This is a genomic window from Almyronema sp., assembly GCF_052168255.1.
Taxonomy (GTDB): Bacteria; Cyanobacteriota; Cyanobacteriia; order Phormidesmidales; family Phormidesmidaceae; genus Sphaerothrix; species Sphaerothrix epifaneia.
The window spans coordinates 79,233-102,880 of the sequence record NZ_JBQLZL010000100.1; the positions used below are offsets into that span (position 1 = coordinate 79,233).

Annotated in this window: 20 protein-coding genes; 8 read left to right on the forward strand and 12 right to left on the reverse strand. The window is 49.8% G+C overall.

Annotated features, from left to right (window positions below; translation table 11 throughout):
- Positions 1 to 2: 2 nt before the first annotated feature.
- The 7 genes from ACTS3T_RS21065 to purT form a co-directional block, all read right to left on the reverse strand.
- Positions 3 to 1,799 carry a serine/threonine-protein kinase gene (locus ACTS3T_RS21065; protein WP_462935614.1) on the reverse strand — a complete coding sequence of 599 codons (1,797 nt, stop codon included), beginning with the start codon at positions 1,797 to 1,799 and terminating at the stop codon, positions 3 to 5.
- Positions 1,800 to 1,807: 8 nt separating this feature from the next.
- Positions 1,808 to 2,470, reverse strand: a complete 663-nt coding sequence (locus ACTS3T_RS21070) for a V4R domain-containing protein (RefSeq protein ID WP_462935615.1) — start codon at positions 2,468 to 2,470, stop codon at positions 1,808 to 1,810.
- Between the two features lie 54 nt (positions 2,471 to 2,524).
- Positions 2,525 to 3,025 carry a globin family protein gene (locus tag ACTS3T_RS21075; RefSeq protein WP_462935616.1) on the reverse strand — a complete coding sequence of 167 codons (501 nt, stop codon included), beginning with the start codon at positions 3,023 to 3,025 and terminating at the stop codon, positions 2,525 to 2,527.
- A 91-nt stretch (positions 3,026 to 3,116) separates the two neighbouring features.
- Positions 3,117 to 3,428 carry a hypothetical protein gene (locus tag ACTS3T_RS21080; RefSeq protein WP_462935617.1) on the reverse strand — a complete coding sequence of 104 codons (312 nt, stop codon included), beginning with the start codon at positions 3,426 to 3,428 and terminating at the stop codon, positions 3,117 to 3,119.
- Positions 3,425 to 4,111 (reverse strand): V4R domain-containing protein, encoded by a 687-nt coding sequence (locus ACTS3T_RS21085; RefSeq protein ID WP_462935618.1) that lies wholly within the window; start codon positions 4,109 to 4,111, stop codon positions 3,425 to 3,427. The genes ACTS3T_RS21080 and ACTS3T_RS21085 overlap by 4 nt, the downstream gene beginning before the upstream one ends.
- Before the next feature lie 300 nt (positions 4,112 to 4,411).
- A complete protein-coding gene (locus tag ACTS3T_RS21090; RefSeq protein ID WP_462935619.1) occupies positions 4,412 to 5,719 on the reverse strand; it encodes an ABC transporter substrate-binding protein in 1,308 nt (435 codons plus the stop codon).
- Between the two features lie 135 nt (positions 5,720 to 5,854).
- Complete coding sequence (purT, locus tag ACTS3T_RS21095) at positions 5,855 to 7,078, reverse strand: formate-dependent phosphoribosylglycinamide formyltransferase (RefSeq protein ID WP_462935620.1); 1,224 nt, start codon at positions 7,076 to 7,078, stop codon at positions 5,855 to 5,857.
- A 358-nt stretch (positions 7,079 to 7,436) separates the two neighbouring features.
- Here purT and pilM point away from each other — a divergent pair, with 358 nt between their 5' ends.
- From pilM to ACTS3T_RS21130, 7 genes are all read left to right on the forward strand, one after another.
- Entirely contained in the window at positions 7,437 to 8,537 is a 1,101-nt protein-coding gene (gene pilM, locus ACTS3T_RS21100) for a type IV pilus assembly protein PilM (protein WP_462935621.1), read from the forward strand.
- 3 nt (positions 8,538 to 8,540) lie between these two features.
- Complete coding sequence (locus tag ACTS3T_RS21105; RefSeq protein ID WP_462935622.1) at positions 8,541 to 9,317, forward strand: PilN domain-containing protein; 777 nt, start codon at positions 8,541 to 8,543, stop codon at positions 9,315 to 9,317.
- Entirely contained in the window at positions 9,314 to 10,210 is an 897-nt protein-coding gene (locus ACTS3T_RS21110; protein WP_462935623.1) for a hypothetical protein, read from the forward strand. Before ACTS3T_RS21105 ends, ACTS3T_RS21110 begins: the two co-directional genes overlap by 4 nt.
- Positions 10,211 to 10,299: 89 nt before the next feature.
- Entirely contained in the window at positions 10,300 to 12,468 is a 2,169-nt protein-coding gene (locus ACTS3T_RS21115) for an AMIN domain-containing protein (RefSeq protein ID WP_462935624.1), read from the forward strand.
- A gap of 341 nt (positions 12,469 to 12,809) precedes the next feature.
- Positions 12,810 to 13,088: an HU family DNA-binding protein gene (locus ACTS3T_RS21120; RefSeq protein WP_462935625.1), complete on the forward strand. Its 279-nt coding sequence runs from the start codon at positions 12,810 to 12,812 to the stop codon at positions 13,086 to 13,088.
- A gap of 10 nt (positions 13,089 to 13,098) precedes the next feature.
- Positions 13,099 to 14,208, forward strand: a complete 1,110-nt coding sequence (gene cobD / locus ACTS3T_RS21125) for a threonine-phosphate decarboxylase CobD (protein ID WP_462935626.1) — start codon at positions 13,099 to 13,101, stop codon at positions 14,206 to 14,208.
- A gap of 517 nt (positions 14,209 to 14,725) precedes the next feature.
- The gene (locus ACTS3T_RS21130; protein ID WP_462935627.1) at positions 14,726 to 15,640 is read left to right on the forward strand and encodes a glycosyltransferase family 2 protein; all 915 of its coding nucleotides are present in this window, start codon (positions 14,726 to 14,728) and stop codon (positions 15,638 to 15,640) included.
- 122 nt (positions 15,641 to 15,762) lie between these two features.
- On the opposite strand, the gene ACTS3T_RS21135 is transcribed toward ACTS3T_RS21130, so the two are convergent.
- From ACTS3T_RS21135 to pdhA, 5 genes are all read right to left on the reverse strand, one after another.
- On the reverse strand, positions 15,763 to 16,149 hold the full coding sequence (locus ACTS3T_RS21135) for a hypothetical protein (protein ID WP_462935628.1): 387 nt from the start codon (positions 16,147 to 16,149) through the stop codon (positions 15,763 to 15,765).
- A gap of 6 nt (positions 16,150 to 16,155) precedes the next feature.
- Entirely contained in the window at positions 16,156 to 17,127 is a 972-nt protein-coding gene (secF, locus tag ACTS3T_RS21140; RefSeq protein WP_462935629.1) for a protein translocase subunit SecF, read from the reverse strand.
- A complete protein-coding gene (gene secD / locus ACTS3T_RS21145; protein ID WP_462935630.1) occupies positions 17,124 to 18,539 on the reverse strand; it encodes a protein translocase subunit SecD in 1,416 nt (471 codons plus the stop codon). Before secD ends, secF begins: the two co-directional genes overlap by 4 nt.
- A 6-nt stretch (positions 18,540 to 18,545) precedes the next feature.
- Positions 18,546 to 19,529, reverse strand: coding sequence for a pyruvate dehydrogenase complex E1 component subunit beta (locus ACTS3T_RS21150; RefSeq protein WP_462935631.1), 984 nt, complete (start codon positions 19,527 to 19,529; stop codon positions 18,546 to 18,548).
- A gap of 182 nt (positions 19,530 to 19,711) precedes the next feature.
- A complete protein-coding gene (pdhA, locus tag ACTS3T_RS21155) occupies positions 19,712 to 20,740 on the reverse strand; it encodes a pyruvate dehydrogenase (acetyl-transferring) E1 component subunit alpha (protein ID WP_462935632.1) in 1,029 nt (342 codons plus the stop codon).
- 559 nt (positions 20,741 to 21,299) lie between these two features.
- On the opposite strand from pdhA, the gene ACTS3T_RS21160 reads away from it, so the two are divergent.
- Entirely contained in the window at positions 21,300 to 23,573 is a 2,274-nt protein-coding gene (locus ACTS3T_RS21160; protein ID WP_462935633.1) for an IMS domain-containing protein, read from the forward strand.
- Positions 23,574 to 23,648: the final 75 nt, after the last annotated feature.

Below are 23,648 nucleotides of genomic sequence, written 5' to 3' on the forward strand. Positions count from 1 at the left end.
GCTCAAAAAATTAACGCTAAGTCTAGCTGGCGCAGATCGAGATAGTGTAGCCATGCTTTCTGCCCATCCCAGGTGGCTAAACTCACCTCGTGGGCAGAAAGTGACAGTAGAGCGGTAGGCGGGTTAGGGCATTGAACAGCCCCAATCAGCTCGACTTCTCGATCCCAAAACAGCAGTTGCCCCTGTTGATCAGCAATGAGATAACCCCAGTCAGTGGCGATCGCTACCTTCGGCGCGATCGCCACTCGTTTCCGCAAAACTCGAAATGGTTTAAGTTCAATAATCAGAAAAGTCGGCGGATCTGAATATTCAAAAGCAATCAACCGATAGGGAACCAACGTTCGTTTCACCTGCTGTAGCCGGGTTCGCAATCGAAGCTGGCCCAAATAGGTACCCTTGCGAGTGTACAGGTGAAAATAAGTCGAGGCTTGAGCTGCACTATCCGCAATCAGCGCAAAGTGATGGTTATCTAAGGGAACAAGCGCGATAATGCGCTCAATCTCATGGGTTAGCTCTCGTTGCGCCGGGACAGCTTTAGGCGCTACTGACACAGTTTGAGCAATGAGCAGTCTACCTCGCCCCTGTTGGGCTGTAGCAGGAGTAGCTGCGGCAAACCATCTTCCTGACTGGGCGAAGGCACCATAGCAAGGTTGAGCAAAGCTAGCGATCGCCCGTGGCTGCAAAGACTGATCGAACCCTTGAAACTGATCTAACCAGTAGATTTGCTGCCGAGTCACAATGCCAAGTCCTCGACTTGTCGGCTCAATTGCCTGGACTTCATCTGGTAACGTCATCATTTCGCTGGCCAGATGCGTTGGCTCAGCCGCTGCTGGCAATCGATGGGGCTGTAGCCCTAAAGTTCCACCGCTAAGTATCCAGCCTTTAGGATCTCGGTGCGGCGTAGGCTCAGGCCAAAACGCTAGGCTAGTAGAGCGTTGCGGCAAAGCAGCCGTATTGGTAGCTGCAAAAGGCGCAGGCAATAGCCCATTAAGTCGATACTGCTGAGAACCTGCCGCGATCGCGCTCAAAATAGCTTCTTGCATATCAGCAGCCCCTTGAAACCGCCGCATGGGGAGCTTTTGTAAAGCCTTAGCCAAAATCTGCTGCAAAGCCAGCGGTAAATCAGTTGGGATATGAGGCGGCTGGTTGAGATGGGCTTTCATCAACTCCACAGGCGTTCCAGAAAACGGACGGCAGCCTACCAGCAGCTCGTATAAGATAATGCCCACTGAATAGAGATCTGAAGCTTTAGAGTATTGGTTATAGAATCGCTCAGGAGCCATATAGGCAGGCGAACCCGTATTACTCCATCCAACCACTAGCTCCTGATTGAGACGGGCAATGCCAAAATCAGAAATGAGCGCTTGCCAACTACCAGGCGTGATGCGCAACAGAATATTTTCTGGTTTGATATCGCAGTGAATAATCCCTTGCTGGTGAGCCTGCTCTAGCCCCGACAAAATATCTAGCATGAGCTGCAAGGCTTCTACTTGAGATAGCTGCTTGGCTGATTCAACCAGCGTTCTGAGGGTTCCCCCTTCGCAATAGTCTAGGACTAACTGTCGTCCGGTGCGCGTATGCACTAAGGCATGGCAGGCAGCGATATTGGGGTGCTTGAGGCTCAGTAAAAACCTGAGTTCGCGTAAAAACTTATGGGTCGGCAAGCGATCGCGATTCAGGTTTTTGAGGGCTACTAAGTGCCCAGTGCGGCGATGGACAGCGCAATATACCTGCCCGAACTGGCCTTGGCCGACCAACCCTAGCAGACGATACTGAGAGCGTTTGGGCAAGCTGTCCACTAGCAGCTTCAGGACTGTTGACTCAGCGCAGACATAATTTCAGTGTAAGACTTTCCGGCAGCTACCATGGCAGCGGCTGGCTTGAGACGATGTTCTAGCCCCAAGACGAAGTAGTTGCAATCAGCCCCCAAAGATTCACAGGTCAGTTGCATGCAGGCCAGTTCTCGACCCGTCAATTGGCTAAAAAAGGCTTGTAGAATACCCGCTTCTAAATAACAAACAGGTTCCTGGGTGGACGGAGCCAGCTTGACATAAGGTGAGCCTAAAATCTGAATACCCAAAAACCCCTGAGTTCGATAAGCCGGGTCAAGATTGATGCCGCCCCAACCATGAGTGCGCCAGCACTGCTGTAGCGCTTGCAAAAATTCTGCCATCGTCAAATTAGCGAGCGGCTTTTTATAAAAGTCACTCAGCTCACCACCAAATCGAGCATAAAAGTTCTTACCCCACCAGCGACCACAGTTAAAAAGCACCAGCTTGGCAGCTTGTCCAGTTTCCTGCTCTAGCCCTGCGTAAATGCCTTTGATCAAGGTTTCCGGAAGCGCCAGCAAGCGATCGCCTCGGCGATTTTCTAGCAGACCAAATTCGAGTGTGCCTCGCACATAAACGTCACTAGCAAAATAATTACCGGACAACTGATTGTCAGCTATCAAATCAGCGACAGAAATCATGATAATAGGCGGAACTTGCTCCGCTTAAAAACAGTATTTAAAAAAGGAAAAAGACTAGACTTTAGCCGTTTTAGCGATCGCTTGAGGTAGATTAGAAGACTGGCTCAAAAGCATTTGACTGGCTTTCAAGGCTGGCTCTAGCAGACTGAGTTGTTGAGCGGTAAACTGACGCCCAAGCTGCTGTTTGAGTACCTGATAAAGATCTTGATCAATTTTTGTTGTTTCATGGGCAAGCTGTACTGCTGACAGCCAATCTTGCAGCCGCTGCCTAATAAAACTGGCATCGCTCAGCAACATTGCCATCGCGCAGTAGCGTAAAATCAATAGCCCATGTAGCGTACTTTGCTCTAGCTGCTCTGCCGAAATCTGAGGCTGCTGAGCCTGAAAATTATTGATCGCCTGCTGCATGAGTTTGGTTTCATTATCTCGCAACAAACGATAGACTTTAATCCGCTCTGGCAGTGACCCTACATACTGGCTAAGGCTGCTCAGTTCTTTAGCATTGAGGTAGCGTCTTTCGGGTTCATCAAATAGAGCTGCAAGCTGCTGGTTCATACTGCACTCCGTAACAAGTGATAAAAGGAAAGGGGCAAATCCTGAATCAAAGACCTAGGCTGCTAGGTCAGCCAACCTAATCCTGAAAGCTTTAAAACAAATCAGAAAAAGCATCTAACGTTAATTCTTCAGCCTCTGAAACTTCTGGCTGAACGGCTGTTGCAACAGCAGCGGGAGCTGCCACTTCTGAAATGCCTTCCCAAGGAAAAGTACCCCAAAAATGACTCACTGAATGACTCCAAAAATGGGTCGCCTGATGTACTTGAGTGACCGCAGAACTGGGCGGCGCGAACGGCTCTCCCTCCCAGGCGCAGGCTTCAAAAAAGTGGCGCACCGATTGCTGCAGCCAGTTCGATTTGATGGCTTGCGCTTGATCTTGGTGAGCGAATCCGTTTAGGCTCATGCCCGTTCTTCTCCTGAACGCAAGCGTTTCTCAATATCGCGCGCGCTTGCACCTTCTGTCATCCAAAAAGCGGCGGCATCAATACGTTCTTTGCCCCCCAGCAAAAACTTGCAGTAAGTTTCGCCCATTGAGTAGCACTGAATTTCGATACAGTTAAGCTGTTTACGCACCATTTCGGTAAAAAAGCCTGCAAACAGCCCTGCATACAGATGGCAAACGGGTTTGCCCACATCGCCCAAGGTGCGAGCTACCGCTGAGTCAAATAGATTAATAAACATAAATCCCTGTTGACGGTCAGCCATGTCAACTTCCCAGCGACCCCAACCTTGTGCTGTAAAGGGCCACCACCAGGTTTCTAGCAAAAACATAAGGTTAGCTTGGCGGGTACTCATGCCAAATTCGCGCTCAAACCACTTATTAAAAAAGAGCGAATCTTGCTTACCCCATTCCAAACCTATCGCGTACATGATGGCGGAAGAGGCTTCACCAACTTCTTCTTCTAACCCTTCTTGTAGGCCGATGATAAAGTCTTCGCTGGTTAAAACATTGCGGCTACCGTTCCAATCAGTGACAGTTCCTGCTCCAGCGTCAAATTGAAAGAAGTCTGCAAGGCTATAGTGATTGTGTTTTTTGGGACTTCTTTGGGCCAGCGGTTGCACTCTATTGTCAGCTGCAATAACCATAGTTTTTAAGCTACCAGGTTTACGAAAAGCGGTGAGGGTTGTAGAAAGCCGAAGATCAAAGCTGAGCTTGTAGGAGCGATCGCAGACTATCAATGAGCGATCGCACTCTTCCTTAAATTCTAAGGTTAGACTCCCCAAAAATTGGAGATCACTAACTCCGTTGTCGGGAATCCAAACAGCATAGTGACGAACCAGCACCGACGAACTAATGCCTGACCTTTGACCTTTCAACGCTTTAGTTTAAGCCTTGACCACCAGGGTCTAACCTATAAAATTTTGTCAGCATTGGCGATGTTGAGTTTAGCGGCTGCTATTCCATTCATTAGCCGCATCGGTCACGGCTTGATCAACGCTTTTTTGCTCTAGCATAGCTGCCTGCAAGTTGTTGTAAATGATCTTTTGCAGGGTTTTAATATCTGCCATTGCAGGAATAAGAACTTCGGCACGCTCCATTTGGCTAGCGCTGACCACTTTGGCTTGATCGACTGCTGTAGCCTCGGTCGGTAACTCAGTAAAGTAGCTATCTTTTAAGGCAGCTACGGTTGAGGGCAAAACATTAGCGGCTTTCGCAAACGCAAGTTGATTAGCATCGTTGGTAACGTATAGCGCAAACGCTAAGGCGGCTTCTGGCTGGTCTGTAGCGCGCGGAATGACTAAATTCATCACAGCCACATTTTGCTTGCCAGATGCGCCCGTAATCTGGGGAGCGCTGGCTGTCACTTCAGCAATATCTGGAGCATTTGTGGCAATAGACGTTAAAAATTCGCCACCAGCAGCGAGAATAGCCGTTTCTCCAGCCTGATAAAGCTCAATACCGCGACGATGCCCCTGAGTTAAGACTTCTCTAGGGAGCAGCCCTTGCTGGTAGAGATCGCTCCAGTACTGGAAAACGGCTCGGCCTTCGGGCGTATCAAAAGCGGCTTGGCCTTGTTCATCGACTAAGGGCACGCCCATCTGAATAAAAGATTGCAGCACATCAGCCGCATCTTCTGGAACAAACGTCACGAAAAAGGCGTATTTACCCGTGGATTCTTTGATTGCGCGGGCAACCTCTGCTAATTCTGTGTAGGTGCTGGGGGGCTGGCGGATGCCTGCTTGCTCAAATAGCGCTTGGTTGTAGAGAGTGATACGAGTTGTTAAGTACCAGGGAATGCCGAAGCTGGCGTCTTCCAGCGTGCTGGCTTGCCAAATTTTGGGCAAATATTTTTGTCTATCCGCTGCCGCAATGCGATCATCTAGCGGTAGCCAAGCGTTTTTACTCGCTAGTTGAGAGGCAAAGTCGGGATTAAGGTTGACGACATCGGGGGCAGTCCCTGCTGAAACAGCCGTCAAGATTTTACGCTGCATATCCGCCCAAGGCACATCTACCCAGCGAATGCTGATTTCAGGATTTTCAGCTTCGAAGTCAGCAATCAGTTCGTTGAAATAATCAGTAAACTCAGGTTGAAGCTGCATTGTCCAGAATTCAACTTCAGCTCTGTTGCTGGGGTTTGAGCTAGTCGTTTGCTCAGAAGGACTAGAACTACAGCTGATTAGCCAGCCAAGTAATAGCCCCAAAACTGCCAGGAGGCCAAAGCGAGTCCAACGTTTTAGTCGAGTAGTAACCATTTGGGGGAATCAGCAGTGTTCTCAATAGATTACCGACGATCGCCGCTTTAAACACATCAATCTCTAAAAATTAGTCTCAGCGCTTAATTTAGCCCAATACATAGGGGCAGAAGCAGCCAATATTAGCCTCCCTATCTAGAGCAAGATTTGTACCTGTTGGGCACAAGCAGTCGCTCGCTCTCTAGCTTGAGCAACCGTTTTACCTAGGGCTAAAGCTACGCCCATTCGTCGATTTTGATGGCAGCGCGGTTTGCCAAAAAGCCGGAGCCGACTGGTAGGAATTTCTAGCGCTTGAGCGACACCAGCGAATTGAGGATTTTCGCTGCTGCCAGGAGCCAGGATGACAGCAGAGGCTCCTGGCTGTAGGAGCTGAATCTCACCAATAGGTAAGCCAGCGATCGCCCGCACATGCAGTTCAAATTCAGACATATTTTGACTCACCATTGTCACCATGCCAGTATCGTGGGGTCGGGGGCTAACTTCGCTAAAATAAACCGTCTGCGGCTGTTGCGGCTCACCAGCAATAAATAGTTCAACCCCAAAGAGACCCCAACCACCTAGAGCGTTGGTGATTTTTTCAGCGATCGCCTGAGATTGCGCCAAAGTCTCAGGATGCAGCGGGCAGGGTTGCCAAGATTCTTGATAGTCTCCGCCGACCTGACGATGGCCAATCGGCGGGCAGAAGTAAGTACCCTCTTTGGCTTGAACAGTCAGTAAAGTAATTTCAGTTTCAAACTCAATAAAGCCTTCAACGATCACCCGCTGGGCTTTGCCGCGTCCGCCACTGCAAGCATAGTCCCAAGCCGCTGCCATATCAGCTTCGCTATAGAGCGTGCTTTGCCCTTTGCCCGACGAACTCATTACTGGCTTAACTACACAGGGGAAGCCAAGCGCCGCGATCGCCTGCTGGTATTCGTCAAAGGTCGCAGCAAATCGATAAGGCGAAGTTTTTAGCCCCAATTCTTCGGCAGCAAGACGACGAATACCTTCTCGGTTCATGGTCAGGCGAGTGGCCTGAGCCGTAGGAATCACTCGCCAACCTTCTAGCTCTAAGGCTAGTAACGTATCGGTGGCGATCGCTTCAATTTCCGGCACGATTAGATTTGGCTTGACTGTCTCAACCAGCCAGCGTACTTTTGAGCCATCGAGCATATCAATGACATAAGCCTGGTGCGCCACCTGCATAGCAGGTGCGTTGGCATAGGCATCTGCGGCAATAACTTGCAAACCTAAGCGCGTAGCTTCAATCGCCACTTCTCGGCCTAATTCACCCGCTCCTAGCAGCAACAGCCGCTGGGCAGCATCTGAAAACGGCGCTCCCCATTTTTCCAGCAGTTTAGGAGAGAAATCTTTACTCATCTAGCCTCTGATACCCCAAAAATGAACTTTTTTGCAAAAAACCATGCTCAATTCTCTCAATTGTGTGTACCATCGCTGGTAAAAATTCATCGACTTTTCGTCAGGGTGTCAGTGGGTGGCTGAAGGGGAACTTGCCGATAAGGTGTCGTTAGGGTTGAGGCCGTACCAATAGCGTTACGTAACTGTTGATTTTTCTTAAGCTTTGTTTCTTCTGAGTAGGAGTAGCCAATCTGACCTAAATTGTGTACCATGCGTTAGCACAATTTCCGAAAACTCACAATTCACCTTGGGTAATTCGCTATTTTTCTTCACTTTCAAGCCGCTTTAGACTTTCACTCATTGCGATAGCAGAACAGCCGTGGACACTCTCAAATCTCTATTCTCGAGAAAATCGCGGGGCGTTGGTGTCGAACTAACACCAGAGCGCGTTAACATTGCGCGTTTGCGTAAGCAGGGGCAAAAAATCCGATTAGAAACGTTGGCTTCAGTAGAGGTTCCCGAAGGTGCCTTTGAAGAAGGCGAAATTCGAGACGCTGCCTCTGTGGCTGAAGCCATTCAGGCCGCTCTCTTGGAAAGTAAGTTAAAAGTCAAACGAGCAACCTCTGCAATTCCAGGGCGGGCGGTGACTCGAGTGATTCCTGTGCCAGCCGAATTAGACGATCAAGAACTCCGGGAAATGGTGCTAAACCAAGAGGCTAGCCTTTATCTGCCTTTCCCGCGCGAAGAAGCCGATGTGGACTACCAAAAGCTAGGCTTTTTCGTCGATGAAGATGGGATTGAGAAAGTTAGAGTTTTGCTAGTCGCCATTCGTCGCGAAATTACCGATAGCTACGTCGAAACGTTTCAGCAAGCTGGGCTGGCGCTCAATGTTCTAGAAACCAGTAGCTTTGCCCTCATTCGCACTATTCGCGAACAACTCAGACAATTTACCCCCCAAGAAGCGGCTGCGATTGTTGACATTGAGTTTGAGAGTACAGAAATTTCGATCGTGGTCGATGGCATTCCCCACTTTTCCCGCACCGTTCCAATTGGGACTTATCAAATCCAAAGTGCTTTGAGTCGGGCAATGAATCTACCGCCTTCTCGCAATACGGATTTGTTGCAGGGAATGACCGTTCCGGCGATTCCGATGGATAGTGTTGGAGCTCCTCAGGTGGGCGGTACTAACCCAGGAACAGCAGCAATGCTGAGAGTTTTAGGAGAACTCGCCGATGAACTACGGCGATCGCTTGACTTCTATCTCAACCAGGAAGAAGACATGGAGGTGGCTCAGCTTTTGTTAGCTGGCCCTGGTGGCTCAATCGGTCAGCTAGATGAATTCTTCTCGCAGCGCCTGAGCTTACCCGCCAGTCAAATTGATCCGATTTCAGCGTTGTCATTGGAAGTAGAAGACGAGGTGCCAATGACCCAGCGCCCTGGATTAGCAACGGTTCTCGGCTTAGGGTTGAGGGAGGCATAACTCATGTATGGCATTGATATTAATTTTCTCAACGACCGCGAAGTCAGACCAAGTGAGGTGCAAACGCGATCGCCGCAGGCAGCTACTCCTGTAGGCGATCGCCGCCCTCTCTATATTGGTCTAGCCGTTGCGGTTGTTGCCCTAGCAGGGGTCGGTGGCTACTGGCTAGCGCTCCAGCATCAGATCCGCCAGATGCAGGCCAGAGAAGCAGAGCTAGATGCGCAAATCAGCGAACTGCAAAGTCAGGTGCAAGAGGTCAACAATATTCAATCGCAAATTGGAATTGTTGAAGCTGAAAATCAGGCAATTGTCTCGCTGATGAACGAGATTGTTCCTTGGTCTGCTTTGCTGCGAGAACTACAAACTCGTGTACCAGAGCGTATTCAAATTGAGACTCTAAACCAAACAGGAGGCGTAGCGCCCCCCAATCAGCCAGAGGCAACGCCGCCACCTGCAGGCGGGATTGAAATTCAAGGACAAGCCTGTTCCTTTGACGACATCAATGATTTTGTCTTGTTGTTGCAGCGATCTGGCCTGCTAGATGGGGAAACAGTACAGCTAACAGGGGCGACGCTTCAAGACGATCCGCTGCCGATAGAAGATGGTCGCTGTCCAGGTAGTCCAACCAACCAAAGAGAAAGCTTAGTTGACTATACCGTGCGGGCTAATATTACTTCCCTGCCAGCGCTTGAATTGATTGAGGAGTTTAACCGCAATGGCACCGTTGGGTTAGTCAGCCGCCTCAATGCCGTACGAGATACAGGAGTCATCGAGCCATGACAGTGAGTGAAGATTTTATCCCAGCAGAAAATGATCAAGAGCTAGAGGGTGGCCCTAGTTATCCGGTGGCCTTTGGCATTGAGTTGACCCCTCGAATTCAAGGGATTTTAGTCGCCGCCTTGGGAATTGTGGGCGCTTTTGTCCTGTTTAACTATTTAGTGAAACCGGTTCAAGAAACCAAACAAGCTCTGCAAACCACCATTGCCGATAAAGAAGCCCAACTGCAGCAACAACAGGCTAGCGTTGAGCAGCTTGAAGAACTGAGAGCGTCTCTCAATCAGGTTATTCAGCAGCGAGTTGAGCTTTACGGTTTACTCGGCGATCCGGCAAGCCTAGATACGTTACTGTTAGACACCAACCGACTGGTCAAAGACAGCAACAGTAATCTCAACGCCATTATCGAAGATAACCTCAGAGCGCTCTATGTCCCTAACGTTTTGCAGCAGTTTGGATTTAATCAAGGGCAAATTCAACAGTTGCTCAACGAAATTTTGAACAGTCCTGGTTTGCGGTCTTGGTATGAGGCTGAGCTATATCAGTTCGACCCATCGCAGGCGGTCATTGTTCAAGACGAGTCTTTAGGGCCAGAGCTAGTCGGTAAGCTTGAGCGGCAAACGATCAACGTGGGCATTCAAGGGCTTTATGGTCAAACTCAGGCTGTTATTCGTAACTTAGAGCGCTTAGAGCCGCTGGTCTTGATTCGCAACTTACAGCAGGAAATTGCGCCTTTAGGCCCCGATTTGTCTGAGGAGGACGTTCAAGGTTTATTCCGACCGCTCAATACGACCTTCACACTTGAGGTACTGGTACCTGTCGGCGATCCCACAGAAGTACCACCCCCTGCCCTACCGGAAGAAGGGGAATCGGAAGAAGGGGAACCGGAAGAAGGTTAGAAACTTTCAACCGCTCTGTCGCTGTCTGCTCGTTTTTGATGCCGCTTGATTTTGGCCGATGATTGCTATTTTTAATGAAGGAGTGAACTGTGAAACGCCACTTTGGACTCGCAAGCCTGTTCCTTAGCAGCGCCGCTGTTGCGATCGCAACTCAGCCCGCTTACGCTGCCGCTACGATTATTACTAAGGTTGAAATCAATTCAACCGCTGAAGGGTTAGCTTTGGTGATGGAAACTGAGGCGGGCAATGAACCGCGTATTTTCACCATCAACCAAGGCAGTGAATTTCGCGCCGACCTAGTCAACACGCAGCTACGTCTACCTGAGGGCGATCGCTTCTTTGAAAACAATCCCGCCCCAGGCGTCGCTTCGGTTGATATCACACCCCTAGATGCCAACAGTGTTCGGGTTACGATTACAGGCACTGGCACAGCCCCTATCGGAGAAGTGCGGCAAGCTCCAGGCGATCGCCTAGTAATTAGTCTGGCTACAGATCCGGCTGCAGCCGCCCAGCAGCCTGTGGTTATCCCCACCGAGATTGAAACAGTGCCGGGGTCTGTAGCGCAAGCGCCAGCAGAAACCGAACCAGCGATCGAGACAGAGGTTGAAGCAACGCCTCAACCGACCCAAACTGAGCAACGTCCGGATGTTTTAGTGCCTAATCCAGCCGTGACGATTGATGGCATCGTAGTGCCGGGGCCATCCATTCAAGTGGCACCGCCGTTTTTGCCCAGAGCTGTGGCGCCGCCCGTCGGTGATATTGCCATCTCAACTATCAATGCAACCCCACCGTCTGTTGATCTAGGAACGGCTGAGCGGGTACCCAGGTTGGTATTGCGTAATGCCCCCACTCGCGATGTTTTGTCTTTGCTGGCTCGGGCGGCTGGTCTTAACCTGGCTTTTACGGCTGAAGGCGACGGCCCTCGGATTTCACTCGATATTGAAGACGAACCCGTACAAAACGTCTTCAATTATGTATTGCGTCTGAGTGGTTTAGACGCTAACCGCGTAGGTCGTACCATTTTTGCGGGGCCTGATCTACCAACCGGGGCACGAGACATCATCAGCCGCACTTATCGGGTAAACCAAGTATCCGCAGATGCAGCAGCGGCCTTTTTAGCCACGATGGGCGCAGAAACCACCCAGACGGTTACTACTGAAGAAATCGAGGTTGTCCAAATTGATTCAGGCGTTGAAGGGGCACCCCCCGTTTCTCGATCTATCTCTCGGACTCAAACCAATATTCAAGAGCTAACCTACACGCCAACTGATGCGGCTCCGGTTCTGCAAGGCTTACAAGCGATCGCAGATAGTCGGCTTAACTCTGTTACGTTGATTGGTGAGCCGAGGTTAGTGGATCTAGCCGCCCGCTTCCTGGTGCAGCTTGATTTGCGTCGCCGCCAGGTTGCCGTCAACGTTAAGGTTGTCGATATTAATCTTTCGGCCACTGATGAGTTTGGCGTCAGCTTCTCCTATGGGTTAGACGATACTAACTTTGTCAACTCTGGTGGGTTTGGCATTATTAACTTTGGCAATAGCTCGCCTAACAGTGTTGGCACACCGCCTTCCATTGGCAGTGTCTTACCAGTGAATCCAACTGGTTTGTTTAACGTTGTCAACCAGTTTTTAGTTCAGCTGCAAGCTCAAGTAACAAATGGCAATGCCAAAGTGCTAACCGATCCAACCTTGGTGGTTCAAGAAGGGCAAAATGCCTCAGTGAACCTGACCCAAGAGGTTGTAACTGAGATTGAACAAGATACTCAAATTGATGACAATGGCAATGCCATCACGACAACCACTATCACCAAAGAACCCGTCGGGTTGGTATTAGGGCTAGAAGTCAACCGAATTGATGACAACGGCTTTATTACGATTAACGTCAGCCCTAACATCACATCCATTGCTTCTTTTGCTCAGTTTCCGGGTTTACAAGGAGCAGGGAGTCAGTTTGCCCTCATTCAAGAACGGGAGCTTTCCTCAGGCAGTGTACGGATGCGCGACGGCCAGACCTTGGTGCTGACGGGTATTATTCAAGAACAAGAACGCACCAATATCCGAAAGGTACCTATTTTGGGCGACCTACCTATCATTGGGGCTTTGTTTAGATCCACCAGTCGCCAGAATACTCGAGCTGAAGTAGTCATTATGGTGACCCCGCAGATCTTAGATGACTCGGATCAGTCGGTTTATGGCTATAGCTATACCCCTAGCGAAGAAGTTCAAGAACTAATAGAGCGCTCTCAGGTAGAAGGGCCTTAGGCCAGCCGCTAGCTGAGGCTGCGAATCACTCACTCAATCACTCTTTCACAGAAAGGCTGAGGCGACTGAAAAGCGTCATTCTCAGCCTTTTTTCTTGCGTAATGTTGCGTTTTGTAAGCAGAAACGGCTTTTCTTCTTAAAAAACCCCGAAATCCATATAAATTCAAGCTTTCATCGATCCATATTGGCTAAGTACCTTTTAGAATAGGGCAGTGAAATTCTCCGGTTTTCAGGGGTTTCAGCGATTTAAATTGAGGATCCTTTCCGGAAACTTTGTTTAAAGGCTCCCTGGCGGAGAGGCCGTACTCAGAACTTGTATACTCCATGAGGAGCAGAACGATATGAATAAAGGTGAACTCGTTGATAAAGTGGCAGAGAAAGCCTCTGTGACTAAAAAGCAGGCCGATGCTGTCATCACTGCTACGATCGAATCCATAATGGAAGCTGTCGCTGAGGGCGATAAGGTAACTTTGGTGGGCTTTGGCTCTTTTGAACCAAGAGAGCGCAAAGAACGCGAAGGACGTAATCCTAAGACCGGCGACACAATGGTGATTCCAGCAACGGTAGTGCCTGCCTTCTCCGCTGGAAAACTCTTTAAAGAAAAGGTTGCACCCGACTAATCTAATAGCGTTGTCAAGCGACTTTAAAATTCGACCTGTTCATGGGGGAAATTTAGCTTGGGCAGCTTCGCTGGCTGGCTGTTCCCCCGACCAGCTTTTAGACTTTTCAGCCAGTATCAATCCATTGGGGCCACCCCAATCAGCGATCGCGGCGATTATGGCTCACCTCCACGATTTACGCCATTACCCGGATCCTGACTATTTACAACTGCGATCGCGTTTAGCTCAACACCATGCCATTGCGGCTGATTGGGTTTTGCCTGGTAATGGGGCGGCAGAGCTACTCACCTGGGCCAGCCGGGACTGTACCTGCTTAGAAGCTGTTTACCTGCTGACTCCCGCCTTTGGTGACTATCGGCGATCGCTCCGGGCAGAGTCAATTCACCTGGTAGAGTGTCCACTAGCCTTGGATTGTCCCCCGGAGGTTGCTTGCGAAGCGGCGCTTAGCGCTGCCCTCAAGCAAGGAGGGCCATCCCCGCAGCGTTGCGCTTTACTCTTAAATAATCCCCATAATCCAACGGGTTGGCTATTGAGGCAAACAGCCTTGCTTCCCTATTTAGAGCAATTCGCCTTGGTGATTGTCGATGAAGCTTTCATGGATTTTTTGCCCCCTGCTCAACAGCAAAGCTTGATAGCTCAGGTGGCTCAGTATCCCAACCTGATTATTTTGCGATCGCTGACTAAGTTTTATAGCTTACCGGGGTTACGAATTGGCTATGCAATTTCTCAGCCAGAACGTCTACAGCGCTGGCAGCAGTGGCGCGATCCTTGGCCAGTGAATGTGCTGGCAGCAGCAGCAACGCTAGCCGTTTTAGACGATTGCGAATTTCAACATAAAACCTGGCAGTGGCTCACCCAAGCGCGATCGCAGCTACTCTACGATCTGGCACAGCAGCCTCTATTGCAACCAATCGCCGGACAGGCAAATTTTTTGTTAGTAGCCTGCGATCGCTCAGTGACAGCGCTACAGCAGCAACTCTTACAGCAGGATCGAATTTTAATTCGCGATTGCCTCAGCTTTAAGGAACTAGGCGATCGCTATTTTCGCATTGCTGTGCGCACGCCTGCTGAAAACAAACGCTTAGTCTCTGCCTGCTCAGCCCGCTTAGAAGTACTGTAGTGGCAACAACCTCGCGCCAAACTTCACCCCTGATTTATCAGAAGCCAGCAACAAATTAATTTTTTCAGCTTACAAGCTGCGTCAGTTTATAAAAACCCGCAACCCGGGCTTAATGAAATCAGGCTCCGTTTGCATAAATGGCGTCAAGCCCTTAGCAAATCGATCAACCATATTCGCAGTGGCGCGAACTTTGTTAGGCTGCAAATTGGGCAATCAAGCGGATTTTAGCTCCAGAACTGACGACTTCTGGTTTTCGCCGCCAGATGGTTGGCACAGCTAGAAGGGCGGCTTTTTAGCTCTCGAATCTAGCACCCTGAGCTGATTGGGAATTTTGCAGCCCTAGCAGCGACTTCTCATTCATATCTGCCGTAAAATCACAGATTTTCTGGAAACCTGAAACCCAGATAATGTTGTCAGCTATACCAGGGCTAAACCGTCATCTAGTGGGCTACCCAGACCTGATGAACAGCTCCTTCTCGCTGATTAAATACACGCTCTACCGAAGCATGAGTTGGTTATGATTTCGATTTATATCCTGACGTATAACGAAGAACTTGATATCGCAGCCTGTATTGAATCAGCCTCGCTTTCTGATGATGTCATTGTGGTTGATTCGTTTAGCAGCGATCGCACCGTTGAAATTGCCGCCCAGTATCCCGTCAGGGTAGTCCAACATGCCTTTGAAAGCCACGGCAAGCAACGCACCTGGATGTTAGAGCACGTCCCTGCTCGCTATCAATGGGTTTACCTACTAGAAGCGGACGAGCGTATGACGCCAGCTCTCTTTGAAGAATGCCTGACGACTATTCGCAATGGCAACCACGTAGGCTACTATGTGGCCGAGCGGGTGATGTTCATGGGACATTGGATTCGCCATAGCACTCAGTATCCTCGCTATCAGCTACGTCTGCTGCAGCGAGGCAAAGTTTGGTTTACTGACTATGGCCATACCGAGCGGGAAGTTTGCCAGGGCAGCACGGGCTTTCTGAAAGAAACCTATCCGCATTACACCTGCGGTAAAGGGCTGAGCCGCTGGATTGAAAAGCACAACCGTTATTCAACCGATGAAGCGAAAGAAACCCTGCAACAAATAGAAAGTGGTCATGTTGCTTGGCACTTAATTTTATTTGGTCGCACTGAGGTAGAGCGCAGACGAGCGCTCAAAGATTTGTCTGTACGGGTACCGTTTAGACCGCTGATTCGCTGGTTTTACATGTATTTTGGTCTGCGAGGCTTTTTAGACGGGCAAGCAGGGTTTGCCTGGTGTACGTTACAGGCTTTTTATGAATATTTGATTGTGCTGAAGACTCGCGAAATGCAGGAACAGCATCAGGGGCAGTCACCCCATCTAGCCGACACCCCAGGTTCACTATCCCAACTCCAGGCAAAAACGGTTCAATCTCAGCAGCAGCTAGAGTCGCCTAAGGTCTGAGGTTGCTTGTAACCAAGCTCAAGCTCTAGAGAAAGGTTGGTATAGCTGTAGTCCTTAGGTTTGAGATATTTAAGGTGCCAAAGCCTTTTTCAGAAAGCCCGTACTGCCTTTAGATATAAAGCCTATGGTTCGCGATCTTCTGTACAAACCCACCGCCAAAAAGGATGACTAGCCCCTTGCTGGCGAATTTTGAACAACAGGTTCTCTAAACGCTTGCGTTCACCAGCAGAAAGACCGACAAACAAGTGGCGGCTTTGGCTAATCAAAAGCCCAACCGTCAGCCCGATGCAAAGCCCCAAACCAACCGCTGGCAAAGGGTTATAGGCTAATCCATAGCGCACCTGAGTCCAGGTAAAGTAATCGAACAAACGTTCAATCTCGAACCGCAGAAGCCATAGGCTAGCCGTACCCACTGTCAGCCAAAGACCGCCACAAACAGACCACCAGGTATACATCACAACCTGACTCAGGCGCTCTAGTTGGCAATCGAAATGATCAGAATTACTCACGAGCTGCTAGATAGCATCTTCGGGTAAGTCAACGGGTTCTTCGGCTCCTGCGATCGCTAATCCAGAACGCTCCCGCCACCAGGCTAGCAACGTGCTAGCAACGAAAATACTGGAATAAGCACCCGCGACGAAGCCAATGATCAAAGCCAGCGCGAAAAACTTTAAGGTTTCGCCCCCAAAAAGAAAAATAGCAGTCAATGTCAGAACGGTTGTAAGCGTGGTATTGATTGAACGGGCTAGGGTTTGATTGACCGAATCATCCACGATTTCATCAATATGACGTTGCGGATTGTATTTGATTGTTTCGCGAATGCGATCGTAAATCACAACAGTGTCGTTGACTGAGAACCCGACAATTGTTAGCAGAGCCACCACAAACAGGCTATCGACTTCAATCCCCAATACCAGCCCTAAAATAGCAAAAATGCCTAAGGTTATCAGTACATCGTGTAGCAAGGCCACGATTGAGAAAACAGCGTAGTCAAACTGAAAGCGTAGGCTAAGGTAAGCAGTGATGCCCGCAAAGGCAACTAACAGCGCCAGCAAACCCGCCGCAAATAGCTGACGGCCAATTACAGGGCCAACTACATCGATCTGAGTCGATTCAGGATCAAGCTGCCCCAAGGCCGCTTCTAGAGACTGCTGTAGACGGGTGCGGGCTTCGACATCTAATGTTGAAGTCCTAATTGAAACGGCTTGCCGATTTTCCCCAAGTACCTGCAGGCTGCTATTTTCTAAGCCTTGCTCCGTCAAGACATCACGAACAGTGCCTAAATCTATGGGTTCAGTACAGTTATCTGGGGCGGCTTCACAGTCACGCTCTAGCTGCAGGCGAGTACCCCCCACAAAATCTAGCCCCGGACGCAAAGGGGCGCCAAACTGACTCCATGAGATCGCCATGGCGATCAACCCGGCTAGAATAAAAGCGCCCGAAATAGACCACCAGAGCGATCGCTGCTTGATTACGTTAAGTTTCATGACTGAGACGGAGCCTGAGGGTTACGTGTGTTGGTAAGCCCAGGGCAAAACAGTTCAGGCTTACGAAACCGAGAAAATCCAAGAACAAACAGAAGTAGCGTGCGGCTACAGGTTAAAGCAGTGAACATGCTAATGGCAACGCCAATAGCCAAAGTCAGGGCAAAACCTTTCACCAAACCAGCCCCGAACCAAAACAGAGCAGCGCAAGCAATGAGCGTAGTGACATTGCTGTCTAGAATGCTAGAGAAAGCTCGGTAAAAACCTGATTCCACAGAGCGATAGGGCGTTTTGCCTGCCCGCAACTCTTCGCGAGTACGCTCAAAAATCAACACATTGGCATCTACCGCCATGCCAATGCTGAGGATAAAGCCGGCAATTCCGGGCAGCGTTAAAGTGACGCCAAAAATATTAAAAGCGGCCCAGGTTAGCAGGGCATAAACCAGCAAGGCAATATCTGCCAGAACACCCGGCAGGCGATAATAGACCGCCATGAAAATCAAAACCAAAATCAAGCCTGCGATCCCGGCGTACAAACTGCGCTCAATGCTGTCTCTGCCTAAAGTCGCCCCTACTGTTCTATTTTCAACCACCTCTACTGGAACCGGCAAAGCCCCGCCTCGTAGCTGAATAGCCAGATCTTGAGCGCCTTGGGCATCGAAGTTGCCAGAAATCACCGCACTTCCCCCGGTAATGCCCGTTTCGGCGTACTGAACATCTACGGTGGGAGCACTGATAAGGTCATCATCGAGCAAAATACCGATACTGCGTCCGGTTCCGGCAATTTGCTGGGTTAAATTCGCAAACAGGTCAGCCCCTTCTCGATCAAACTGAATCACCACTTCCCAGCTATTACCTGCGCCAATAGGACGGGCAAAGGCATCGGTGAGTTTGTCACCTGTCAACCCAGTTGAGGCAAATAAAGCAGTGATGGCCTGATAGCTGCGTTCGAGAGCTGCCTGATTTTCAGCGATCGCTGCGGCATCGCCACTAGCTTCCAAAACCGATTGTTGCACCAGCCGCTCCTGCAAAACCTGTTGCTCTGCCTGCAACTGGCCTTCAGTTCCGGATTTTTGGGTGGCAAATTCTAGTTGAGCTGTGCCCCCCAAAACCCGCTCCGCTTGCTCTGGATCACTCACCCCCGGCAACTGAACAAGCAACTGGTCTTCACCGACCGTTTGCACAACTGCTTCAGAAACCCCTAAGCCATTGACTCGGTTTTCTATGACACGCTGCACCGCTTCTAAATCTTCAGCGGTAATTTCAGGCACCTGCTCGGTTGGCTGTACCATCAGCGTTAGCTGTGACCCCCCGCGCAAATCTAAGCCCAAGCGAGTAGGCACCTCCACAATAACGACAATGGCTGCAATCGTCAGGGCTAAAATAACCGCAAGCAGTAATCGTTGACGTGCCATAGAGTTTTAAACCTGCAGTGCCATCATTTTTTCAACCGCCTCTACAATCTGTTTCGGCTGTACGATTGTGAGGCTCTCTAGTTTACCGTTATAGGGTGTGGGAATGTCTTGCGAAGACAAACGCAAGACTGGCGCATCGAGTTCATCAAAAAAGCGATCGTTGATTGAAGCAATAATTTCGGCAGCGACGCCAGCCGTACGCATGCATTCTTCGACTACGATCACGCGGTGGGTTTTGCGAATAGAAGCGCCGATCGTTTCAAAATCCAGGGGCTTTAAGGAAATTAAATCAATCACCTCTGGATCAAACCCCTCTTTCTCTAAAGTTTTGACGGCCTGCATAACGTGGTGACGCATGCGCGAGTAGGTCAAAACAGTAACGTCTTTACCCGATCGCACAATTTCAGCCCGATCTAACGGCACCAAGTATTCGTGATTTGGCAAGTCTTCTTTGAGGTTGTAGAGCAAAACATGCTCAAAAAATAAAACTGGATTGTCGTCGCGGATGGCCGACTTTAGCAGCCCTTTAGCATTGTAAGGCGTGGAGCAAGCTACGATTTTCAAACCGGGTACTGCCTGAAAATAAGCTTCTAAACGTTGTGAGTGCTCAGCCCCCAACTGTCGCCCTACCCCGCCTGGTCCACGAATAACCATCGGAATTTTGTAGTTGCCGCCAGAGGTATAACGCAGCATCCCCGCGTTGTTGGCAATTTGATTGAAGGCGAGTAGCAAAAAACCCATGTTCATGCCTTCAATAATGGGTCGTAGCCCAGTCATAGCGGCTCCAACCGCCATACCTGTAAAGCTATTTTCAGCGATCGGCGTGTCGAGAACGCGCAGATCTCCGTACTTCTTATAGAGATCCTTCGTTACTTTGTAAGAACCTCCATAGTGGCCGACATCTTCACCTAGGACAAACACGGTATCGTCCCGACCCATTTCTTCGTCAATTGCTTCCCGTAGCGCGTTAAAGAGAAAAGTTTCTGCCATTGGTTTTGAAGTGTCTAGTCAATGTAGCTGTTGTGAGCGGACGCAAAGATTGCAAACTTTGGAGAATAGTTCAGCGCTAAGAGGGTTCAGAGGGTAATCATTCAGCGGCGGCAAATTGCCAGCCCTTTACTATCATCTAAATAGACCCAAGAGATCTCAGCGCTTCTCATTCACAAAATGACTTATTCTTCTGCAAAAACGTAGCGATAGAGTTCGTCGGCATTCGGATCAGGACTTTCTTCGGCAAATTCGACCGCTTCGTCAATTTGGTCTTGGATTTTTTGCTTAATGGCCTGCAATTCTTGCTCGTCAGCCAGATTTTGCTCTAGAAGATAAGCTTCAAATTTGTTGAGCGGATCACGCGCTTGCCAAGCCTGTTTTTCTTCTTTGCTACGCAGTTCATCGGGGTCAGCCAGAGAATGGCCTCGAAAACGATAAGTTAAGCATTCAATCAGGGTTGGCCCTTCTCCGGCTCTAGCGCGAGCTACCGCTGTTTGCGCCGCCGCATGAACCGCCAAAACATCCATGCCGTCAACTTCAACCCCTGGCATGCCAAATACGCTGGCCTTACGATAAATCTCGGGCTGAGAGGTTGCTCGTTCATGAGCCATGCCAATGGCCCACTTGTTGTTTTCCACCACAAAGAGAATTGGCAGCTTCCACAGCGCCGCCATGTTCAAGCATTCAAAAAACTGGCCGTTGTTGGTGGTGCCATCCCCAAAAAAGCAGGCTGTTACCTGATCCGCATCGGCTTGGCCTAGAGCATCTCGCCGATACTTGCTTTGAAAAGCGGCTCCTAAGGCTACCGGGATGCCTTCCCCAATAAAGGCAAAACCGCCTAAAAGATGATGTTCGGCGGAGAAAAGGTGCATGGAGCCACCGCGCCCACGGCTGCAACCAGTTTCTTTGCCAAAAAGTTCAGCCATAACGTTGCGGGCAGGAACGCCAGCACTGAGGGCATGGACGTGGTCGCGGTAAGTGCTACAGACATAATCGTCTGGGCGCAGCGATTTGATGACGCCGGTTGAAACCGCTTCTTGTCCGTTGTAGAGATGGACAAAACCGAACATTTTGCCGCGATAGTACATTTCGGCGCAACGGTCTTCGAAATAACGCCCGAGCACCATGTCTTCAAATAGCGTCAACCCCTCTTCACGAGAGAGCTGGGCTGAGGCAGCTTGAAACACCGGTAAAGTCCGTTCCTGAACCATGAATTTACAGTATCCTCTCAGCCTTAATCTAAATTTTTGAAAGTTATTCCCACGATAGCCTGACTTAGAAAGTTATGATGCCAATGATCCCATAGAAGATTTGATCAAACCCTTAAAACCAAAGCCTAGCCGAGGGCATCTGATGGCTCATTTCAGCCTTAGGCATGCCGCCGAGGTTATCGCCGTTTTTAACGTTACCCTCTTACGGCTTGCTAAGGCAATCATCTCGACTTAATTTCAATTGGTATCTGCTAAAGCTTTAGATCTGCGTGGATGTTGAACCTTTGGAAATAAACAGCGCTTATAACCGTCATCAGCGGACTCTCCGTAATTCATCAGCCGCATTTTACTAAACTTAATACTAGGATTAGGTCGAACTTATAAATAAGTTCGGACACATTATTAAAGTAAAAGGGGCGCTCTACTTTCAATAAGGGTTAGGCAGGCTATTATGATGGCATTTTCAATGCCAGGGCCAGCTCTAATGTTGAGGCTGTCTGTGTTCAATGACTCGATGTCGTCAAAGATCACGTTGCTATTGCTGCTGAGGATGTAGACCGTGCGAATTCCGCTTGATTATTATCGAATCTTGGGATTGCCGATTCAGGCAACAGAAGAACAGCTAAAGCAGGCTCACCGCGATCGCACCCTGCAACTTCCTCGGCGCGAATATTCAGCAGTGGCCATTGAAGCGCGTAAGCAGCTAATTGACGAAGCTTACGCTGTTTTGGGTGATGCTGATCAACGGCAAGAGTATGATACGCATTTTCTCAGCAAGTCTTATGCGTTAGAAGTTTCAGCCCCTGACCCTAATGTTGCTGAAGTTAGCGATACGGTTAACCCCGCTTTAGGTGAAGAGGCTTTGCGATCGCTGGCTTCTGAATCTAACAATAGTGATGCCTATACGCCCACTATTGAAATTAGTGACACTCAATTTTTAGGGGCGTTACTGATTTTGCTGGAGCTAGGAGAATACGAGTTAGTGATTCGCCTGGGGCGTCCTTATCTCAGCAGTGGCAGTAGCCGCTTGGAAGATGAACGCTTTGGCGATCGCAAGACCGCTCTATCCGATATTGTGTTATCGCTAGCCTTGGCGTGTTTAGAGCTAGGGCGTGAGCAGTGGCAACAACGGCAATATGAAAGCGCCGCAGAATCGTTAGAAACCGGGAATGAACTTCTGCTGCGAGAAGAGCTGTATCCGGCCACTCGCAACGAAATTCAGTCTGAGTTGTACAAGCTGCGCCCCTACCGCATTCTAGAGCTGGTGGCTCTACCGCTCAACCACAATCGAGAACGTCGTCAGGGAATTCAGCTCCTAAAAACGATGCTGCAAGATCGCGGCGGCATTGATGGCACCGAAGACGATCTCTCAGGTTTGACAATTGACGATTTTCTCCGCTTTATTCAACAGCTACGGGGCTATCTAACCTCGGCGGAGCAGCAAGAGATTTTTGAAACCGAAACCCGCCGTCCCTCTTCGGTCGCTACCTACCTAGCTATCTATGCATTGCTAGCCCGTGGCTTCGCCTATCATCAGCCAGCCCTGATTCGACGAGCCAAAAAAATGTTGATGCGCCTGGGCAACCGCCAAGATGTGCATTTAGAACAAGCCGTTTGTGCTTTGATGCTTGGCCAAACCGAAGAAGCCAGTCGGGCTTTAGAGCTAAGCCAAGAGTACGAACCGCTAGCCTTTATTCGTGAGCAATCTCAAGGCGCACCCGACCTACTGCCAGGGCTTTGTCTGTATGCCGAGCGGTGGCTAAAGCAAGAGGTTTTTCCCCATTTTCGAGATCTCACCCAGCAGCAAACTTCGCTCAAAGAATATTTTGCCAATGAGCATGTACAAGCTTATCTAGAAGCGATGCCGATTGAGGCAGAGGCTTTTCAAGCTCAAAACGGTTTGCAGACTTGGACGCATCCGGCTGGGGTGGCAGCTTCGTCAGCCGTACAGGCTGAACCAGCAGATTTAGTTGCAGTGTCAGCTGAGGTTGGGGCAGCCACGACGACTCGCTTTGGCCAAAGCCCGACAGTGACTGAGGCAAAAGCTGATAAGGCCGCTCCGGCGACGAGTATAGCTGAACAGATTGCTCAGCTTTCGCCAGAAGGGCGATTGCAGCCAGCGAAGCAGCCAGGGAGCGCCAATGGCGCAGTTAAAGCCCCCGTGCCCACACCTGGAGAGATGAATAGCCCGCCAGGGTTTACGACGCCAGTCGGCTCAACCAGTCGGCGATCGCAGCGGCAACGTTCTCTGCATTGGGGTCGTCTTGTCCTGGTTTTTCTGCTAGGGATTTTGGGCATGGGTGTTTTAGGTTTCGGCACGATGCAAGTCTTGGGCTGGATTGCAGGCTTGCTATCAGGGCCAAAGCTGCGGGGAGAACCGTTAGCCATTCAGCTAGAACAACCGCCGATTGAAATTCCTGATGCCGATGCGATCGCTCAGCAAGCTCCTAGCGTTCAGGAGGTCGCAGCGCAAGCGATCAATGACTGGCTAGCAGCCAAAAGAGCAGCTTTAGGCCCCAATCATCAAATTGAGCAGCTAGCTGGCGCTTTAAGCGAACCACTGCTGACTCAATGGCGACAGCGAGCTGTCGATGCTCAAAATAGCAATTGGCATTGGCAGTATGAGCATTCTGTTGAAGTTCAGTCTGTGACCCCCGAAGACCTCAACGCCAGTGAACTTTCGGTTGATGCTCAGGTAATAGAGCAAGGTAACCTGTACGAGCAGGGAGAACTCAACGCCAATTCTTCTTATAACGAAACCTTAGAAATGCGGTACGACCTGGTTTTAGAAGAAGGGGAATGGCGGGTTAAAGACATGACAAAGCGCAACTAAACGTGATTCCGTTCAGTTTTAGCATTGTGACTTCCCTATCCCTGCTATCATGACCAAATCTTAGGCTGGAGAACG

Excerpts from the sequence above, each read along its gene's own strand:
- ACTS3T_RS21070 (WP_462935615.1), bottom strand. The coding sequence starts at position 2,470 with ATGATTTCTGTCGCTGATTTGATAGCTGACAATCAGTTGTCCGGTAAT.
- ACTS3T_RS21075 (WP_462935616.1), bottom strand. The coding sequence starts at position 3,025 with ATGAACCAGCAGCTTGCAGCTCTATTTGATGAACCCGAAAGACGCTAC.
- ACTS3T_RS21080 (WP_462935617.1), bottom strand. The coding sequence starts at position 3,428 with ATGAGCCTAAACGGATTCGCTCACCAAGATCAAGCGCAAGCCATCAAA.
- ACTS3T_RS21085 (WP_462935618.1), bottom strand. The coding sequence starts at position 4,111 with ATGGTTATTGCAGCTGACAATAGAGTGCAACCGCTGGCCCAAAGAAGT.
- ACTS3T_RS21090 (WP_462935619.1), bottom strand. The coding sequence starts at position 5,719 with ATGGTTACTACTCGACTAAAACGTTGGACTCGCTTTGGCCTCCTGGCA.
- purT (WP_462935620.1), bottom strand. The coding sequence starts at position 7,078 with ATGAGTAAAGATTTCTCTCCTAAACTGCTGGAAAAATGGGGAGCGCCG.
- ACTS3T_RS21105 (WP_462935622.1), top strand. The coding sequence starts at position 8,541 with ATGTATGGCATTGATATTAATTTTCTCAACGACCGCGAAGTCAGACCA.
- ACTS3T_RS21110 (WP_462935623.1), top strand. The coding sequence starts at position 9,314 with ATGACAGTGAGTGAAGATTTTATCCCAGCAGAAAATGATCAAGAGCTA.
- ACTS3T_RS21120 (WP_462935625.1), top strand. The coding sequence starts at position 12,810 with ATGAATAAAGGTGAACTCGTTGATAAAGTGGCAGAGAAAGCCTCTGTG.
- ACTS3T_RS21130 (WP_462935627.1), top strand. The coding sequence starts at position 14,726 with ATGATTTCGATTTATATCCTGACGTATAACGAAGAACTTGATATCGCA.
- secF (WP_462935629.1), bottom strand. The coding sequence starts at position 17,127 with ATGAAACTTAACGTAATCAAGCAGCGATCGCTCTGGTGGTCTATTTCG.
- secD (WP_462935630.1), bottom strand. The coding sequence starts at position 18,539 with ATGGCACGTCAACGATTACTGCTTGCGGTTATTTTAGCCCTGACGATT.
- ACTS3T_RS21150 (WP_462935631.1), bottom strand. The coding sequence starts at position 19,529 with ATGGCAGAAACTTTTCTCTTTAACGCGCTACGGGAAGCAATTGACGAA.
- pdhA (WP_462935632.1), bottom strand. The coding sequence starts at position 20,740 with ATGGTTCAGGAACGGACTTTACCGGTGTTTCAAGCTGCCTCAGCCCAG.